Consider the following 17,637-nt stretch of genomic DNA (forward strand, 5'->3'; position numbering starts at 1 on the left):
GATGTCGGCATGGTCTTCCAGCACTTCAACCTGTTCCCGCATCTGACGATCCTGGAGAACCTGACGCTGGCCCCGATCTGGGTGCGCAAGATGCCGAAGAAGGATGCCGAGGAGATCGGCATGCACTATCTCAAGCGCGTCAAGATCCCSGAGCAGGCGCTGAAATATCCGGGCCAGCTCTCGGGCGGCCAGCAGCAGCGCGTCGCGATCGCGCGCTCGCTCTGCATGAGCCCGAAGATCATGCTGTTCGACGAGCCGACCTCGGCGCTCGACCCCGAGATGGTCAAGGAGGTGCTCGACACCATGGTGAGCCTGGCGGACGAGGGCATGACCATGCTCTGTGTCACCCACGAGATGGGCTTTGCCCGCCAGGTCGCCGACCGGGTCATCTTCATGGATGCCGGCCAGGTCGTCGAGATGAACGAACCCAACGAGTTCTTCAAGAACCCGCAGCACGAACGCACCAAGCTCTTCCTCAGCCAGATCCTGCACTGAGGGCGCGCGGCCTTGCATCCACCGGAGGCGAGGTGCGTTCGAACGCGCCTCGCCACGGGGCGCGGCCGGTGTAATCTGCCGCCCCCCGCCGAGGTGCCATGACTTGAACCATCGCCAGCTTGAGACGTTTGCCGCCGTGATGAAATCCGGCACCGTCTCGCGCGCAGCCGAGTTGCTCGGCATCACGCAGCCGGCGGTCAGCCGCACCATCGCCGAGCTGGAGCGCTCGGTCGGCTTCCTGCTGTTCGACCGGGTGCGCAACCGCATCATCCCGACGCCCGAGGCCAAGCTGTTCTATGCGCAGGTCGAAGCCTCGTTTCGCGGCATGGACACACTCCGGGCCACGGCTGCCCGCATCCGCGACCATGGCTCCGGACAATTGCGGATCGGCTCGCTCTCGGCGCTCGGCTCGTCGCTGGTGCCCCGCGCCGTCCGGCGTTTTCGCGAAGGCCATCCCGATATCGGCGTCACCCTGATGGTGCTGCCCTCGCGCGACGTGCGCGAGGGCGTCGTCTCCGGCCAGTTCGATATTGGGCTCGCCGCCGACGAGATCGATGTCAGCGGCGTGCTGCACCAGCCCTTCGTCTCGCCGCGCGTGCTCTGCGCGATCCCGCGCGAGCATCCGCTGGCCGAGCGCGACCTGATCACGCCGCATGACCTGCACCGCCTGCCCTTCGTCGCCTATGTGCCGGAGGACCGGACCCGCCAGCGGCTCGACCTGGTCTTTCATCAGGCCGAGGTCAGCCCGCATGTCGTGGTCGAGACGATCTATGCCGCGACCGTCTGCGCGCTCGTCGCCGAAGGCGTCGGCATCGGCCTGGTCAGCCCCTATGCGGTCGCCGGCGCCGATATGAGCCGGATCGTGCTGAAGCCGTTCGAGCCGGCGGTGCACAGCAAGAGCCTGCTGATCCTGCCGCTCGACCGGCCGAAATCGCAGCTGGTGCGCGATTTCATCGATTGCCTGCTCGCCTCGCGCTGAGGCCCGCGCCAGCAAGACATCAGGTCAGGATTGCGGCATCTAGCCGTCTCCCGCCTGATTGTCGGCGGCAAAACCAGCGCTATCGTCGATCTGGACGCAATCGGGATGAGAGACCACTGGATGCCCGCGATACCCCTGCCCTTCGTGGTTGCTCTGCTGCTGGCGATCCTGCTGATCCGGGTCCTCCTTCAGGACCGGACGCCCGTCCGGCCAGCGAGCATCTTCATCGGCGCCTGCATTCTGCTGGTGGTTACGGTCGGCTTGCGCTGGACGATCGATGCCCGTTGGGTCCGGTTCCTGCAGCCCGTCATGGCGGCCTTTCTGCCGCCCATCGCCTGGCTCTGCTTTGCAAGGCTGCGGCAGCCGTCCGCGCTGCGATCCTGGCCGCATGTCCTGGTTCCCGTCGCAATCCTGATCCTGTCTGCCCTGTGGCAGAATTGGCAGGCGCCGATCGACCTCATTCTCGCCCTGCTCTTTCTCGGCTATGGCGCGGCTCTGGTTCGCCACGGCCAAGCCTCGCCTGATCAGTTCGGGAGCGTGCGTCTCTCCGATGCCCAGGGCGCGCGCCGGGCCGTTTCCGCCATCGGCGGGCTCCTGGTCTGCTCGGGGATCATCGATCTTCTGATCGCCGCGGATTTTGGTTCCCATCAAGGCAGCCACGCAGCCTCGATCGTTGCAGCCGGCAACCTCCTGCTCCTCCCCATCATCGCCTATGCGATCGCGGTGATCGGCCGCAGCGTCCCGGACGACGAGACGCGCGATCGATCCGGCTCGGACCCAGCCGAAGACGCCGGGCCCCGGCCGGATGAAGCCGCGTTTCCGGCCGCAACGGAGGACGACGCCAGGATCATGGTGCTGGTCGAGGCCGCGATGCGCCAGAAGGCGATCTATCGCGATCCCGATCTCACCCTGAACCGCCTCGCGCGCCGGCTCGGGCTGCCCTCACGGTCGATATCGGCCGCGATCAACCGCACGCTTGGTCGCAATGTGCCGCAGCTCGTCAATGAATATCGGGTTCGCGAAGCCCTGCGTCTGCTCGGAGAGACCGACCTGCCGGTCACGGACGTGATGTTCGAGTGCGGCTTCCAGACGAAATCGAACTTCAATCGGGAATTCGCGCGCGTGACCGGCACGACGCCGAGCGAGTATCGCCGCGCGGGCGGAGCGCGTGCCGGGGAGACGAGCCGCTCTACGGCCTGACCGGAATGGACCTGGCGAGAAAGCCGATCACGAGAAAGGCGATTTCGCGGTGGATCTCTTCGCGGCCGCGTGGTCCGTCATCCCTGCAGATGATGCCGCTGCCGGGCTCGACCTTTTCGATAAGGGCGGCGGCATCCGGCTTGCAGAGCCCGACAAAGGCGAAATGCGTCGCGTCCGGAATGGCGACCGAGGTCGCGGAGGGCTTGCGCAGATGCTCCGCGAGATAGCCGGATTCAAGCTTGGCCGGTAACCCGTCGATATCGATCCCTGCGCCGATCACCAAGGCCGGAATCTGAAGGCTCGCCAGGCTGTCCGGCGTAAAACCCCGGGCAAGGCCGAGATCGAGGGAGACGAACGCCTTCAGGCGCGGGTCAGCCATGCTGCGTTCGAGTTCGACCCTGTCCAGGCCGAGCTCAGTCTTGAGACGGCAGGCTCGGGGGCTCGTATTGGCCCTGCAGTCGGCCTCGAACCGCTTGGTGTCGAAGCGAGCGCCAGCCTGTGCCGTAACCGTCCATCCTCCCAGGGAATGACCGATCGCGGCGATCCGGCTCGGGTCGACCCTGCCCGCGAGTGTTGCATCGCCTGCCACGACGTCAATGACCCGGCTCAGATCACGCGGGCGTTCCCACAGCACCGCCGCCTGCGCAGGATCCATGTCGAATGTCGTCGTGCCGGGATGGTCCGGAGCCGCGACGATGGCGCCGCGTGCGGCGAGTTCCGCGGCCAGCCAGGAGAGATTGCGCCAACTGCCGCCATGGCCATGCGACAGGACGACGAGCGGCAGATCACCGGAGAGAGGTGCGGCGCCGCGGATGACGGGAACCCCATGGAAGGCAGGATTGTCTCCGACGATCTCGGTGCCGCCATCCTGTCTCGTCGGATACCAGATGCTGACCTGAAGCGGCCGCGTCCCGCCCGTGTCGAGCGTGGTCTGCCGGAAGCCGATGCCGGCGGCGGAATGGGCAAGAACCGTCGTGATCAGCCAAAATCCGGCTGCGCAAAGTAATCGTCCAGGCATGGAAACCTCTCGTTGGAATGAGCGGCCTTCATGAGTCGAACGCCGTCCGTCGGAGACCTCGAACGCGATCGAGGACGCCGGCATGGGTGGATTTCGTTTCGCTCAGCGCCAGCGTCCCCGCCTCGGCGGCTGTTATTCAGCCGCCTACGATCGCAGGGGCCGATAGGAACCCGAGGCGCGGCAGGGACGCGCCGCGCAGGTATAAGATTTAGGCATCAAGCTATTTCCCCAGCTGAATTGTCGCGAAGGGCCCCGCCGCTATCGTGGCGCAGCAGGCTTGGCCTGCAGTGATGGCCGGAGCCACGCAGCAACGGCAACAGGCCGTGGCGCGCCGGCCTCTAATGACAGGGGATTTATCGATGAGCTTTCCTTCCCGGCGCCTGGCGCTCGGTGTCGCCGCCCTTGGACTGGCTGCGTTGAGCGGCTGGACCGCGCAGGCCCAGCAGCCGGATCTCAAAACCCTCTCGGGCAAGACCATCACCATCGGCATCCATAACCGCTCGCCCTGGGGCTATCGCGACAAGGACGGCAATGTCGTCGGCTATCACCCCGACCTCGTGCGCGCGGCGCTTGCCCCGCTCGGCGTCAAGGCGATCGAGTTCACCGTCGCCGATTTCGGCGCGCTGATCCCGGGCCTGCTCGCCAGCCGCTTCGACATCATCGCGTCCGGCGTCGCCATCACCCCGGCGCGCTGCCAGCAGGTGCTGTTCAGCGAGCCCGACCTCTCGGCCGGGGACGGCCTGCTGGTGCTCAAGGGCAACCCGCTCAAGCTGCACAGCTACGAGGACATCGTGAAGAACCCGAACGTCAAGCTCGGCGGCGGGCGCGGCACGGAGAATGCGAAGAACGCGCTGGCCGCCGGCGTCCCCGAAGACCGGCTGCTGCTCTTCCCGAACAACGAGGCCGTGGTCAGCGCCATGCTGGCCGGGCGCGTCGATGCCGCGACGCTGTCGGCGCCGAGCGTCGCCGGGCTGATGGAGGCCGGCGGTATGAACGCGATCGAGCGCGCCCTGCCCTTCAAGGGCTATGTCAAGCCGGGCGGGCAGGAATACATGATGGCGACCGCCGTCGTCTTCGCGCCGAAGGACAAGGAGCTGCAGGCGCTCTACAACGCCAGGCTCGCCACGCTGAAGACCGACGGCACGATGAAGGCGATCATGGCGAAATACGGCTTCACCGATGCCGAGATGCCGCCTGAGGCCTCGACCGCCGATCTCTGCGCAGCCAAGCCGTGAGCGCCGGCCCGAAAACGCCAGCCCGATCATGAGCTTCGCCGATGTCCTTGCCGGGATCTATCAGGGTTTCGGCGTCACCGCCTCGGTGACGCTGCTCGGCATGGCCTATGCCGTGCCCTTCGCCTTCATCGCCGGCGTGCTGCAATTCAGCACGCGCGGCTGGCCCCATGCCGCGATCACCGCGGTGATCGAGTTCTGGCGCTCGTCGCCGGTGATCATCCTGCTCTACGCTTTCTACTACACGCTGCCGGGCTTCGGCATCCGGCTTTCCGGCCTCGCGGTCGGAGGGCTGGTGCTCGGCCTCAATATCGGTGGCTATGGCAGCCAGGCGGTGCGCGCCGCCCTGCAGTCGCTCGATCGCGGCCAAGCCGAGGCAGGCCGCTCGCTCGGCTTCCGGCGCTGGCAGATCCTGCTGCTGATCGAGCTGCCGCAGGCGCTGCTGGCGATGATGCCGACCTTCGTCAACCAGTTCATCCAGCTGGTGAAGAGCACGGCCCTGGTCTCGCTCATCACGCTCAGCGACATGACCTTCCGGGCCAAGGAAATCTCGCAGCTCCATTACGACCCGGTGAAGGTCTATACCGGCCTTCTCGTCGCCTATTTCGTGCTCTGCTACCCCGCGACGATCATCGGGCGCTGGCTCGAGCGCAAGGTCGGCGCCGGGCGGAAATTCGCCCATGACGTTTGACCTCGCCTTCGCCCTCTCGATCGTGCCGCCGATCGCGCGCGCGCTGACCACGACGCTCGCGGTGACGCTGCTGAGCTGCGTATTTGCCGCCCTGCTCGGCTTCGGGCTGGAGATCACCCGCCGCTCCAGCAAGCCGATGCGCTACGCGATGCGCTTCGTCATCGACTTCATCCGCTCCACGCCGGTGCTGGTGCAGCTCTACTTCCTCTACTATGTGCTGCCGGTCTACGGCATCAAGCTGCCGGCCCTCGTCGTCGGCGTCGCCGCGCTCAGCCTGTATTACTGCGGCTATCTCGCCGAGGTGTTCAAGGCCGGCATCGACGGGATTCCGAAGGGACAGTTCGAGGCCGCCAAGGCGCTCGGGCTCAACCGGACCAAGACCGTGCTGCTGGTGATCGCGCCCCAGATGCTGCGCAACATCGCCGCGCCGATGGGCAATTATTTCATCTCGATCTTCAAATCGACGCCCTATCTCGCGGTCATCGCCGTGCCGGAATCCTTCGGCTCGGCCCTCGACATCGCCTCCGACACCTTCCGCTACGGCGAACCGATGGCTGTCGTCGGCGCGCTCTTCCTCGCTATCGCCGTCACGCTCTCCTTCCTCATCCGCAAATTCGAGGCGCATCTCGCGCTCTCGGCCCAGCGCTGAGGTCCGTCCAGGCCAAGAATCCTGCCCGAGCATTGAATCCTGCCCGGGCGTTGAATCCCGCCCGGGGCACCGCGTTCGCCCGGGCATCGCCGCAACCCGCTCAAATCCGAGATCGATCATGGACCAGGCCTTCCTCGACCAGCTCACGCAATGGCGCCGCCAGCTGCATGCGCAGCCCGAGCTGTCCGAGCACGAGCATGCCACCTCCCGCTTCGTGCAGGAGAAACTCACCGAACTCGGCATTCCCTTCGTCGCGGGCGTCGGCGGCACCGGTGTCGTCGCGACTTTGTCCCGGCCGGGCTCGAACCGCACCGTCGGCTTACGCGCCGATATGGACGCGCTGCCGATCCAGGAGCTGAACAGCGCTCCTTACGCCTCGCAGATTCAGGGCGCGATGCATGCCTGCGGCCATGACGGCCATACCGTCGCCCTGCTCGGCACGGCTGCGACGCTGGCCGCCGACGAAAGCTGGAAGGGCCAGGTCCAGTTCATCTTCCAGCCCGCCGAGGAGAACGGCGTCGGCGCCAAGGCGATGATCCAGGACGGGCTGTTCGAGCGCTTTCCGATGGAGCGCGTCTTTTCCTTCCATAACTGGCCGGGGCTCGAAGCCGGCACCATCGCGGTGCATGACGGGCCGGTCATGGCGGCGGGCGGGCGCTGGAGCGTCACCCTGCACGGGCTTGCCGGCCATGCCGCGATCCCGCACCAGACCCGCGACCCGATCGTCGCCGCCGGGCACCTGATCGTCGCGCTCCAGACCATCGTCGCGCGCAATGTCGATCCGGTCGACGCAGTCGTGCTCTCGATCGGCCAGATCAGCGGCGGCGTCGTCAGCAACCAGATCCCGGAAAGCGTGACCCTGCTCGGCACCTTGCGGACCTACCGGCCCGAGGTTCGCGAGGCGGTGATCAAGCGGATGGAGAGCATCATCGCCGGCATCTGCGAGGCCTATGGCATGCAGGCCGATGTCGAGATCCTGTCGACCGGCCGGCCGATCATCAACACCCCGGCGGAAGCCGCGCTCTCGGTGCAGGCGGGACAGGCGATCGGGGCGCCGGTCCGGCGCGACGTCCGGCCGAGCACCACCGGCGACGATTTCTCCTTCCTGATCAAGGAGCGGCCGGGCGCCTATGTCTGGATCGGCAACGGCCCGGCCGGTCCGGAGGGCGAGCTCCACAATGCCCGCTACGATTTCAACGACGCGATCCTGCCGGTCTGCGTCGGCTGGATGAGCGAGGTCGCCAGGCGCGCGCTCGCAGATGCCGCGTGAGCCATAAGAGCCAGGCATCGCCTCATGCCCGCAGCCTGATTGTCCCGCCCCGCCAAGCGCTTACACCTTGTCCCACGAAAGGGATCAGCCATGCACGACCTTACCCGCTGCGTTCACCACCCGGCCGTCAACGAGGAGGGCTATGCCAGCCTCGCCGTGCCGACCCATCGCGCCTCGACCATCGTCTACAAGGACGCCGCGAGCTTCGCGGCGCGCAAATATCGCGGCTTCGACGGCTATACCTACGGTCTGCACGGCACGCCGACGACGCGCACGCTGGAGGCGCAGCTCAGCGCGCTGCATGGCGGGGTGCGCACCGTGCTGGTGCCCTCGGGCCAGGCCGCCGTCACCATCGTCATGCTCTCGGTGCTGATGCCCGGCGACAAGGTGCTGATCCCCGACCATGTCTACCCGCCGGTGCGCAGCTTCTGCGAGGAATACCTCAAGCCGCGCGGCATCGATTACGGCGTCTACGACCCGCTGATCGGTGCTGATATCGCCGACCTGATCGACGACGCCACGAAGCTCGTCTGGGTCGAGTCGCCGGGGTCGGGCACGATGGAGGTCCAGGACGTTCCCGCCATCGTCAAGGCGGCCAAGGCCAAGGGCGTGCTCGTCGGCTGCGACAACACCTGGGCGACGCCACTGATCTTCAAGCCGCTGGCCCATGGCGCCGATTTCGCCTGCGAGGCGCTGACCAAATATGTCGGCGGCCATTCCGACCTGCTGCTCGGCTCCGTCACCGTCTCCGACATGGCGCTGCGCGAGAAGATGAAGGAGACGCTGCGCGCCTTCGGCGTCGGCGTCTCGCCGGATGAGTGCCAGCTCGCGCTGCGCGGCATCGAGACCATGGGCCTGAGGCTCGCCCATATGGGCAAGGTCTCCGAGGATTTCGCCCGGCGGCTGACGCATTCGCCGGCAGTCGAGACCGTGCTGCACCCGGCGCTGCCCACCTGCCCCGGCCATGCCTTCTGGAAGCGTGACATGGGCCGCTCCTCCGGCGTCTTCAGCGTCGTCCTCAAACGCGTTGCCGAGGCAGATCTTGAAGCGGCCCTGACCGCGCTCAAGGTTTTCGCCATCGGCGCCTCCTGGGGCGGCACGCGCAGCCTGATCGCGCCGATGGCGGTCAAGGGCGACCGCACAATCACCCCCTGGATGCCGGAGGGCACCGTGCTGCGCATCAGCATCGGCCTTGAGGATCAAGACGACCTCTGGAACGACCTCGACGCGCTGCTCGTCGCGCTCGAACGCAGGCCGGCCGCCAAAGTGGCCTGAGACAACCGATCCGGACCCGTCCAGATCCAAAAACCGACGCGGCGGGAGCAGGCGTCCGCCGCGCGGGGAGAACTTTGCCCCATCGCGATCGCGGCAGGATCATGATGCCTGGTTCAGACTGGTGCGCTGGACGCTGTTTGCCCAGCTCAACGCGAGGAGTTCGGCGTCACCAAGGCCAATGCCAGGGCGCTTGCCGGAAACTCGACCAATCCCGAAATCCGGCGCTTCCTCGGCCGGGATGGCCCAACAGAAAACGGGCCGCCTCGGGACTGCACTGGCAAAGAGGCCGGCCCTGCCCGCTTGCGCGCAGCCCTCGGAATGCGATTCAGCGTTGCAATTGCTCGGCCAGCTCTGCGACATTTGTGACTCTTCGGCCAAACCAATGCCGAATCGTCTCCCTGTTCGTCGACAGCTCGACCCCGTCCGGATCGAGGCCGCTGACGCGCCATTGGCCCGGGGCTTGTCCGGCAAGCGCAACGAGGGCGGCGAGCTCGGCTGCCGAACCGTTCAGGCGATCGATCTCGTCTCTGGCGCGGGACATCAATGGTTCCGCCCCTGAAAGCTCCGTCTTCAAGGCGGCCGCCGTCACTTCATTGGCGTTCTGCGCCGGGCCGCCATTGATCTGCAGGGCCTCGACCTCGACGCGATAGAGGCAGGCATCGGGCAGATCCAGATAGAGCTTCGATTTGGGATAGCGGCGGGCATAGCGTTCCTTCGCGTCATTCTCCTCGGCGGCCGGGATCAGATGCGCGCGGCCGACCAGCGTCAGGCGCGGGCGCGTGAGCGCATCCGGAGCGCCTGCCTCGGCGAGCCCGAGCGAGACACGGTTGTCGGCTTCGATATTCCGGGCGTGAACGGCGAGCCTTGCGACGAAGAAGAACGGAGTGCCATCCGGCTCGACCGCCAGGTTGGTGGCCATCGTATAGGGATAGCCACTTTGCGGATCGAGCGTTGCCAGGGCAGCGAGCCGGGCCGTTCTCAGCAAGCTCCGCGCTTCCTGCATGGCCTTGAAGGGACGGGCAGCAGCCAGGTTGAGTTCGATTCCACGGGGCGTGATCGGGGCCGTCGGCTGCAGCTGCATGGTTCGTCTCGCATTGGTTGAGCGGGCCGAGATCTACACGCCGCGCCAGCGTGGTCGATATATCCGATCGTGCGAGCCGGTCCTGCTTCGGGGCTCCTTGCTCGACGGCAGTTTCCCCCTATGATCAATATCATCGCTGGCGGGTGTGACGCGCCGCTCGGCTGGTACTGCCCGTCATCGGGCCGCCATCGGCATCCTTCCTAGACCCCGATCCCGAATGGCTGGCGCAATAGGCCAGGGCGAACGGCCCGATCGCACCCCATGCGACGATCGACCTGCCAGGAGCGTTCGACATTTAGCTGGCGGCCCGTGAAGCGGCATGGCTAGCCGGCGGTGCCGGCAACCGGTATTCCGCCCCGACATCCGCCGCGGCACGTGCCAAGGGAAACAGGCAATGGTCAGCATTCTCGGGGTTTCAGGGAGCTTGCGACGCGGCTCTTACAACAGCGCGTTGCTGCGGGCGGCCCAGGCGTCGATGCCTGACGGGGCGGAACTGGTCGCAGGCACCATTGCCGGTATCCCGCTCTACAACGCCGATGACGAGGTCGAGACCGGCATTCCACCCGCCGTTCAGGTCCTGAAGCGGCAACTTGCCCAGGCCGACGGGCTGATCCTGTTCACGCCGGAATATAACAACTCGATCCCCGGCGTGCTGAAGAACGCGATCGACTGGCTATCGCGCCCGGCGAGCGATATCGGCCCGCTCTTCGGTGGGCGTCCCGTCGCCTTTCTGGGGGCCTCCATGGGTGGCTTCGGCACCGTTCTCGCGCAGGAGGCCTGGCTGCCGGTGCTGCGGACGCTCGGGACCCGTCCCTGGTTCGAGGGGCGCATGCTGGTCTCGCGCGCACAGAATCTGTTCGATGAAGCGGGTGAACTGAGCGATCCCGCCACCCGGGATCGCTTGCGCGGGTTTCTGGCCGGCTTTTCTGCCTTCGTGGCTTCACAGGCAGGCTGAAGATCCTACAGACAGTCCAGCCTTGTGATCATCACCCCTGTCCTGTCGATCTCGAATGTGCGCGCGTCGACATAGGTCACCAGGGCGCCGGTATCGAGCGTGTAGGAGGTGCTGCTCAGGCCGGGGTAGAGGCGCCAGACAATGACAGTGTATCGGTTTCCATCACTGTCTTCGCATGGCTCGCGATAGAGTTCGGTCGGCATGATCGCGATGGAGCGGGGGTGTGCCGGCAGAGTTGCACTGCGGAGAGCCGACCAACCCGTTCTCCATCTTGGATGATACGGCTTCGGGAGCGAACCCATCTTTGACACCACAACGCAACTGCCTGGACTCAACGATTAGGCGGCTCGCGTGTTCCCTGCCTTCCCCGGATTCCTCGCGCCTCAGCGTTCGGCCTCAGTGCCGATGCATCTGCCTCCCAAGGCCGAGCCAATAGTCGCCTGACCGGCCCTTCCCTTCAAAGTCCCCGGGGGAGGAAGAATGGCGACCCAATCTGTCAACCGAACCCTGTCCAGTGCTATTCTGGACGGTAATGTCAAAGGGTTGCCAGGAACGGATCGAGCGCTGCACTCTCATCGTTTGGGGATACAGCCACGCTGGAGGCCTCGCCTATGCCCGAGTTTCCGATCTTGCTGACCATCAGGACGGAGCGTGAGTTCCGGTTGGTCTGTGAACGCATCAGACAGCTTGAAGGCAAACCACCGAGCCCGATCAGAACGATAGAATTGCGACGGCTAAGGGCAGCTGCATTGCGGTTTCTGCCTCCAGCGTCCGAGCCGCACCCGACACCCCACGGCGTCAGGGATAGCGAGGCTAGGTCCGAGGGGTGACGGAGGCAGAACGCTTGCGCGGGAATGAGCGGGTGGTGGTTCGCTCAGTACGCGATCGCGCCGGGCTCTCCCTCCTTAGGCTCGCCTGGCCGCAGCCTTAGGCTTGATGAAGACTGAGGTCACGGCTGGTTCGGTTGCCCGGATCCGCCTTTCGATGCGCTCGACGCTCGCCTCGATCCCGGTCGTGGTCAGGTCGTCCTCGAACTCGAGGCTCAGCGCGACGACGATCTCGTTGGGACCGAGATGAACGGTCGTCATGCCATTGACCGTCCTGACCTCTTCGTCGGCGCGGACGATCGCCAGGATGGCCTGTTGAACCTCCGGGATGGCGGCCTCGCCGAGCAGGAGTGCCTTGCTCTCACGGGCCAGGAAGATGGCGGTGGTCGCGAGAACGGCCGCGATGCCGAGCGAGGCGACGCCGTCCAGGATCGGCTGGTCGAACCATGCGGCCGCCGTGATGCCGGCGAATGCGATGGCAAGGCCGATCAGGGCCGCGGAATCCTCGAACAGAACGGAAAAGACGGTTGGATCCTTGCTTTGCCGGACTGCATCGAGATAGCCAAGCCTGCCTTTGGTCTTCCGGAACTCCTTCAGCGCGACGCGCCAGGAATAGCCTTCGAAAACCAGCGACAGCCCGAGCACGACGTAATTCACCAGGAGATTTGTCGCGTGGTGGGGCTCGACGATGTGAAGAACGCCTTCGTAGAAGGATACGCCGGCCCCGACGGCAAAGACCATCAGGGCGACGATGAAGCTCCAGAAATAGAGCTCGCGACCATGGCCGAGCTGATGCAGGGCATCAGGCGGGCGCGCCGCGCGCCTCAGGCCATAGAGCAGGAGCAGGCCATTGCCGGTGTCGACCAGGGAATGGATGCCCTCGGACAGCATCGCCGAGCTGCCGGTATAGGCGGCCGCACCAAACTTGGTCAGCGCGATCAGAAGGTTTCCAGCGAGGGCGGCGTGGATCACCCTGCGTGAGCCGGTATGTGCTGCCATGCCGGTGCTCCCCGCCTGGTCTGGTCAGCGTCGTGAAGGTCTCGCCGGACACAGACCTAATCCGTCAGAACACTCACTTCGTCATCGCTCAGGGGGTCGCCATCCGCGGTGATCCGTTCCACCCGTCCTTCGAACAGATCCTCCGCGACGGCCTCCAGGGCGTATTCGATCGACGGATACTCCATCCAATAGACAGTTTCGGCCTCGCCGGCATGTTTGTCACGCGCACGGAGCAGGACGCCGATCTCGACGCCGGCGTATTTTGCGATCACGTCGACGGGTCTCATGTCGGTCACTCCTCCGTTGCGTGTCGAAACGGAACTGTTGAGGTGAGACGGTGGTTCCGTATCGCCTTGGGGTTGCGGAGCGCAGCGCCCAGGCTCGAAGGCCCGCCAAGGGGGCGGTGGCGGAAGCCAGGCCGGTCGAAGAGCAGCGCTGCCGCCCACCCTTCCCTTCCATATTACGGCCATGTTTTGGGGGCGCAGTCCGTCATGCCATGACGCGCCGTCGGCGAACGTCATGCTCCGTCCTGCGCCTCTGATCAGCCAACGGTTTGCCAACGCGTTGGGGAGATCGCCATGCGTGCTGATGGCTCCAGCCGTGTTTCCAGCCGCGGAGTTCCGAGCCACCGAACCGTGCCGGCACGGCAACGGGCGAGACGAGACAGGGTGCGTCGGGGCCACGGCGATCGCTTCAGCGATATGGCCGGGCCCCCGTCCGGTTGGCTAAGCCGGCACCATGCTGCCGGATCGATCGATTGTTTCATCAGCACAACCAGGGCAGGCTGAGGAGGATGGTGCGATGCATGATCTCAACATAAACGGCCACTCCCTGTCGGTTGATGCTCCCGACGACATGCCGCTGCTCTGGGTGATCCGGGACATTTTGGGCATGACCGGAACCAAATTCGGCTGCGGTATCGCCCAATGCGGCGCCTGTACCGTTCACATCGACGGCGAGGCGACCCGCTCGTGCATCACGGCGATCAGCGATGTCGCCGGCACGTCCATTACGACGATCGAGGCCATTGGCGAGACGCCTGCCGGCAAGGCGATCCAGGCGGCCTGGCTGAACCTGGAGGTCGCGCAATGCGGCTACTGCCAATCCGGGCAGATCATGTCGGCAAGCGCGCTGCTTGCCGGCAATCCCAAACCCACGGACGCCGATATCGATGCCGCGATGTCCGGCAATATCTGCCGCTGCGGCACCTATTTGCGCATTCGTGAAGCCATCAAGCAGGCCGCGGCATCCGCCGGCGCACAGTGAGGATGCAGTCATGGCACATGTGCAGAATCTCCGGGATTCCCGCGTTTCGCGTCGGACGTTCCTCCAAGCCGGTGCGGCCGTCGGCGGCGGATTGCTGATCGGCTGGCCACTGCAGGGGGCAGCACAACCGGCAGCGACCGCCGCGCAGGCGCAGCCCTTTGCACCCGGCGCCTTCATCCGCATCGATCGCGCGGGAAAGGTGACCGTCATCTCCCCGATGATCGAGATGGGCCAGGGCACCTATACGTCGCTGCCGATGCTGATCGCCGAGGAACTCGACGTCGCCATGAGCGATGTCGCGGTCGAGCCCGCTCCCGCGAACGCAAAGCTCTACGGCAATCCCCTGATCGCCGGCGTGCAGATGACGGGCGGCTCGACCTCGATCCGCGCCTTCTATCTGCCGCTGCGCCAGGCCGGCGCCGCCGCGCGCAAGATGCTGATCACTGCCGCCGCCGCGAAGCTGAACACGGATGCAGGCAGTCTGACGACCGAACCGGGCCATGTCGTCCACGCCGCGAGCCAGCGCCGGATCGGCTATGGCGAGCTGGTCGACGCTGCGGCCACACTCCCGATACCGAGCGATGTGGCGCTGAAGGACCCGAGTGCCTTCCGGATCATCGGCACGCCGGCCAAGCGGCTCGATGCGCCGGCCAAGGTCAACGGCACTGCGATCTACGGCATCGACGTCAGGCTGCCGGGCATGAAGGTCGCTACCGTCTCCGCCTCTCCGGTGTTCGGCGGCACGGTCGCGTCCTTCGATGAGGCGGCGGCCCTGAAGGTTCCAGGCGTCCACCAGGTCGCGAAGCTCGAGAACGCGATTGCCGTCATCGCCGATCACTATTGGGCTGCCAAGCAGGGGCTCGAAGCCTGCGCAGTCAGGTTCGACGATGGACCGCATGCGACCGCCTCCACGGCCGATGTTGTTGCCGCCTTGACAACCGCTTCGGAAAAACCCGGCGCCGTTGCCACAAGCGAAGGTGACGCGACCGCCGCCCTCGCCAAGGCTGCGACCAGGGTTGCTGCGATCTATGAGGCCCCGTTCCTGGCCCATGCCACGATGGAGCCGATCAACTGCACCGTCCAGGTCACGAGCGACGGCTGCGATATCTGGGTCGGCTCGCAGGTTCCCGATATCGCTCAGCTCGTCGTCTCGAAACATCTCGGGCTGAAGCCTGAGCAGGTGCGAATTCACAACCATCTGCTCGGCGGCGGTTTCGGGCGCCGGCTCGAGGTCGATTTCATTGCCCAGGCGGCGCTGATCGCCAAGCAATCCAAGGACCCGATCAAGGTTGTCTGGAGCCGGGAAGAGGACATCCAGCACGACATGTACCGGCCCTATTACTATGACCGGATCAGTGCCGGGCTCGATCGCCAGGGCATGCCGGTCGCCTGGAGCCACCGCATCGCGGGCTCGTCGATCATGGCCCGCTACTTCCCGTCGGCCGTGAAGGATGGTGTCGATCCCGACGCCGTCGAGGGGGCCGCCGAAATCCCCTACGCAATCGCGAACAGGCATGTCGACTATGTCCGGGTCGAGCCTCCGGGAATTCCCACCGCGTTCTGGCGCGGCGTCGGTCCGACCCACAATGTCTACGTGGTCGAGAGCTTCATCGACGAACTCGCCGCAGCCGCGAAGAAGGACCCCGTCGATTATCGACGCGCACTTCTGGCTGGGAATCCGCGTGCGCTCCATGTGCTTGAACGCGCCGCGCAGAAGGCGGGATGGGCAACGCCGCTGGGGCCACGCCAGGGGCGCGGCATCGCCTTGTCGCAATCCTTCGGCAGCTATCTCGCCGAGGTCGCCGAGGTGACGGTCTCGAAGAGCGGTGAGGTCCATGTCGACCGCGTCGTCGCCGTCGTCGATTGCGGGGTCGCAGTCAATCCCGACACCATCGTGGCGCAGATCGAAAGCGGCATTATTTTCGGCATCACCGCGGCTTTGTACGGCGAGATCACCCTTAGAAACGGCAGGGTCGAGCAGACCAATTTCGACACCTACCAGATGCTCCGCATCGACGCGGCCCCGAAGATCGAGGTCGAGATCGTCGGAAGCGCGCAGGCGCCTGGCGGGCTTGGCGAACCCGGCACGTCGGCGCTGGCGCCCGCCGTACTGAATGCGGTCCATGCGGCAACCGGCATCCGGCTCCGCAAGCTGCCGATCAAGCCTGAGATGCTGGCAGCTGGATGATCACCAGCAGGGCCCCGCCCCGATGTGCCGGCTGGCCGGCCGCGCAGCCATCGTCATGGACAGCATGGGCCGGCTGCCGACAGTCTCCCCAAAGCCACATCCCGCGCTGCATAAAGGCCTGGCGCGCAAGATTAACGGTCGTGTAACGGCAGATTAACGCCAGCGAATACAGCGCCTCGACTAGAGTTTCTTCCAAAGTGCCTCGTTCCCAGCGATGGGCCAATGGGGAACCGCGGGGGGACATATGAATATTTCAACTCGGCCCAGCGCAGCGCAGATCGTCTCGTCAGCATTCTCACAGGCTATCGCGCATGGCGGCGCGATCGGCCGGCCTGTCGGGGGACGCTCATGGCCGGCGCCGCTGCCCAGGCCCGACACCCATTCGCAGACTTGCGCCTCGCGCAGCATTGTCTGGCCGTTCCCTCCGGGCGCGGAGTGTTTCGCGGCCTGGAAGACGGCGCTGTCGCGCCTGGTCGACTGCGCCATACCGGCCGATGCAGACCCGGCCCTGTTCGACTTTCATGGCCGCTCCTGGCAGCTCCCCGAGGCCTTCGTACAGATCAATGGCGGGTCGGCCATGTCGATGTCCCGGACCCAGCGCGTCATCGACGACCGGCCAATCTCCCAGATGTCGCTCTATGTGCTGACAAGCGGAAGTGCAGTCGCCGATTATGACGGACGCAAGCGCAGCCATGGACCGGGCGACGTCGTCGCCGTCGACTACTCGCTGCCATATGAATCCCATACGCCCGGCTATGAGGGAATCACGCTCACCTTCGACAGAGCCAGCGCGCCGGCCGGGCTTCAAGGCGACGTGCATGGCATGGTACTGACGGCCAGTAGCAGCACAGGCAAGCTTCTTTGCACCCTGATCCGGTCGCTGGTGGAGCATATCGACGGGCTTAGCGTCGACCAGGCGCAATCGGCCGTCGACGGCATCCTGCGCTTTGCCGCAGCCACCCTTCCCTCCGGCGGGCCGAGAAAGGAGCGCGAGGATGTCCCCCTCTTCGATCGCGCCCATCGGCTGGCCCGAGGCAGGCTGTCCGACCCGGATTTCGGCCCCGACGACCTGATGGCCGCGCTGGGCGTATCGCGCTCGAAACTGTTCCGCTCGTTCGAGGCCCATGGCGGCGTGCGGCGCTGGCTTGTCGGGATCCGGCTGAGCGCCAGCCTGCAGGTCATGATCAGATCTGCTGGAAAACTGAAAATATCGGCCGTCGCGCATCAGCACGGATTTCGCAGCGAGGCCCATTTCAGCCGTGCGTTCCGGAAGCGCTATGGCATGAGCCCGAGCGCGGCGCAGGCCTCGACCCTGCACGCGCATGGCAGCCTGGCGTATCTGGGCTGGGCGGAGGAAGATATGGGAACCGAGGGTTCTTCGATGGCCGAGGCCTGGCTCGCCTCGTCTCGCACCGGAGACTGGGCCGGGACCGGTGGGGAGCGCCGATTGCGAACATGATCCGGTTCCCGCGCATAAGCGCTTCACCGTCACCGAAACCGAGCGCTGCTCGC

17 protein-coding genes are annotated in these 17,637 nt (G+C 65.7%); 12 read left to right on the top strand and 5 right to left on the bottom strand.

The window, feature by feature from the left end:
• The 3 genes from AB4099_RS26525 to AB4099_RS26535 form a co-directional block, all read left to right on the top strand.
• Positions 1–495 (top strand): amino acid ABC transporter ATP-binding protein (locus tag AB4099_RS26525; protein WP_441480248.1); only part of this gene is annotated, 495 nt, incomplete at its 5' end.
• A gap of 103 nt (positions 496–598) precedes the next feature.
• Entirely contained in the window at positions 599–1,474 is an 876-nt protein-coding gene (locus tag AB4099_RS26530) for a LysR substrate-binding domain-containing protein (RefSeq protein WP_069881360.1), read from the top strand.
• Between the two features lie 120 nt (positions 1,475–1,594).
• Positions 1,595–2,674, top strand: coding sequence for a helix-turn-helix domain-containing protein (locus AB4099_RS26535; RefSeq protein WP_441480249.1), 1,080 nt, complete (start codon positions 1,595–1,597; stop codon positions 2,672–2,674).
• Here the strand turns inward: AB4099_RS26535 and AB4099_RS26540 are convergent.
• The gene (locus AB4099_RS26540) at positions 2,664–3,692 is read right to left on the bottom strand and encodes an alpha/beta hydrolase family protein (RefSeq protein ID WP_441480250.1); all 1,029 of its coding nucleotides are present in this window, start codon (positions 3,690–3,692) and stop codon (positions 2,664–2,666) included. The genes AB4099_RS26535 and AB4099_RS26540 overlap by 11 nt on opposite strands.
• A 359-nt stretch (positions 3,693–4,051) precedes the next feature.
• Between AB4099_RS26540 and ehuB the strand changes: the two genes are divergently transcribed.
• From ehuB to metC, 5 genes are all read left to right on the top strand, one after another.
• Positions 4,052–4,927, top strand: a complete 876-nt coding sequence (gene ehuB / locus AB4099_RS26545) for an ectoine/hydroxyectoine ABC transporter substrate-binding protein EhuB (protein ID WP_441480251.1) — start codon at positions 4,052–4,054, stop codon at positions 4,925–4,927.
• A gap of 28 nt (positions 4,928–4,955) precedes the next feature.
• The gene (locus AB4099_RS26550) at positions 4,956–5,615 is read left to right on the top strand and encodes an amino acid ABC transporter permease (protein ID WP_113518591.1); all 660 of its coding nucleotides are present in this window, start codon (positions 4,956–4,958) and stop codon (positions 5,613–5,615) included.
• Positions 5,605–6,264, top strand: a complete 660-nt coding sequence (gene ehuD / locus AB4099_RS26555; RefSeq protein ID WP_113518590.1) for an ectoine/hydroxyectoine ABC transporter permease subunit EhuD — start codon at positions 5,605–5,607, stop codon at positions 6,262–6,264. The genes AB4099_RS26550 and ehuD overlap by 11 nt, the downstream gene beginning before the upstream one ends.
• 118 nt (positions 6,265–6,382) lie before the next feature.
• On the top strand, positions 6,383–7,534 hold the full coding sequence (locus tag AB4099_RS26560) for an amidohydrolase (RefSeq protein WP_441480252.1): 1,152 nt from the start codon (positions 6,383–6,385) through the stop codon (positions 7,532–7,534).
• A gap of 90 nt (positions 7,535–7,624) precedes the next feature.
• Positions 7,625–8,809: a cystathionine beta-lyase gene (gene metC, locus AB4099_RS26565; RefSeq protein WP_441480253.1), complete on the top strand. Its 1,185-nt coding sequence runs from the start codon at positions 7,625–7,627 to the stop codon at positions 8,807–8,809.
• 325 nt (positions 8,810–9,134) lie between these two features.
• On the opposite strand, the gene AB4099_RS26570 is transcribed toward metC, so the two are convergent.
• Complete coding sequence (locus AB4099_RS26570; RefSeq protein ID WP_441480254.1) at positions 9,135–9,890, bottom strand: HugZ family pyridoxamine 5'-phosphate oxidase; 756 nt, start codon at positions 9,888–9,890, stop codon at positions 9,135–9,137.
• 394 nt (positions 9,891–10,284) lie between these two features.
• Here AB4099_RS26570 and AB4099_RS26575 point away from each other — a divergent pair, with 394 nt between their 5' ends.
• Positions 10,285–10,845 (top strand): NADPH-dependent FMN reductase, encoded by a 561-nt coding sequence (locus AB4099_RS26575; RefSeq protein WP_441480255.1) that lies wholly within the window; start codon positions 10,285–10,287, stop codon positions 10,843–10,845.
• Between the two features lie 5 nt (positions 10,846–10,850).
• On the opposite strand, the gene AB4099_RS26580 is transcribed toward AB4099_RS26575, so the two are convergent.
• The 3 genes from AB4099_RS26580 to AB4099_RS26590 all read right to left on the bottom strand — a co-directional run bounded on the left by AB4099_RS26580 (position 10,851) and on the right by AB4099_RS26590 (position 12,958).
• Positions 10,851–11,048: a hypothetical protein gene (locus AB4099_RS26580; protein WP_113518583.1), complete on the bottom strand. Its 198-nt coding sequence runs from the start codon at positions 11,046–11,048 to the stop codon at positions 10,851–10,853.
• Positions 11,049–11,750: 702 nt separating this feature from the next.
• Positions 11,751–12,671 (bottom strand): cation diffusion facilitator family transporter, encoded by a 921-nt coding sequence (locus AB4099_RS26585; protein ID WP_441480256.1) that lies wholly within the window; start codon positions 12,669–12,671, stop codon positions 11,751–11,753.
• Between the two features lie 56 nt (positions 12,672–12,727).
• Positions 12,728–12,958 carry a hypothetical protein gene (locus tag AB4099_RS26590; RefSeq protein WP_441480257.1) on the bottom strand — a complete coding sequence of 77 codons (231 nt, stop codon included), beginning with the start codon at positions 12,956–12,958 and terminating at the stop codon, positions 12,728–12,730.
• Between the two features lie 514 nt (positions 12,959–13,472).
• Between AB4099_RS26590 and AB4099_RS26595 the strand changes: the two genes are divergently transcribed.
• From AB4099_RS26595 to AB4099_RS26605, 3 genes are all read left to right on the top strand, one after another.
• On the top strand, positions 13,473–13,937 hold the full coding sequence (locus tag AB4099_RS26595; protein WP_113518580.1) for a (2Fe-2S)-binding protein: 465 nt from the start codon (positions 13,473–13,475) through the stop codon (positions 13,935–13,937).
• 10 nt (positions 13,938–13,947) lie between these two features.
• Entirely contained in the window at positions 13,948–16,125 is a 2,178-nt protein-coding gene (locus AB4099_RS26600) for a xanthine dehydrogenase family protein molybdopterin-binding subunit (protein WP_441480258.1), read from the top strand.
• A 244-nt stretch (positions 16,126–16,369) separates the two neighbouring features.
• Complete coding sequence (locus AB4099_RS26605) at positions 16,370–17,584, top strand: helix-turn-helix domain-containing protein (RefSeq protein ID WP_441480259.1); 1,215 nt, start codon at positions 16,370–16,372, stop codon at positions 17,582–17,584.
• Positions 17,585–17,637: the final 53 nt, after the last annotated feature.

The sequence above is a fragment of the Allobosea sp. 2KB_26 genome, from assembly GCF_052115715.1.
GTDB lineage: Bacteria > Pseudomonadota > Alphaproteobacteria > Rhizobiales > Beijerinckiaceae > Allobosea.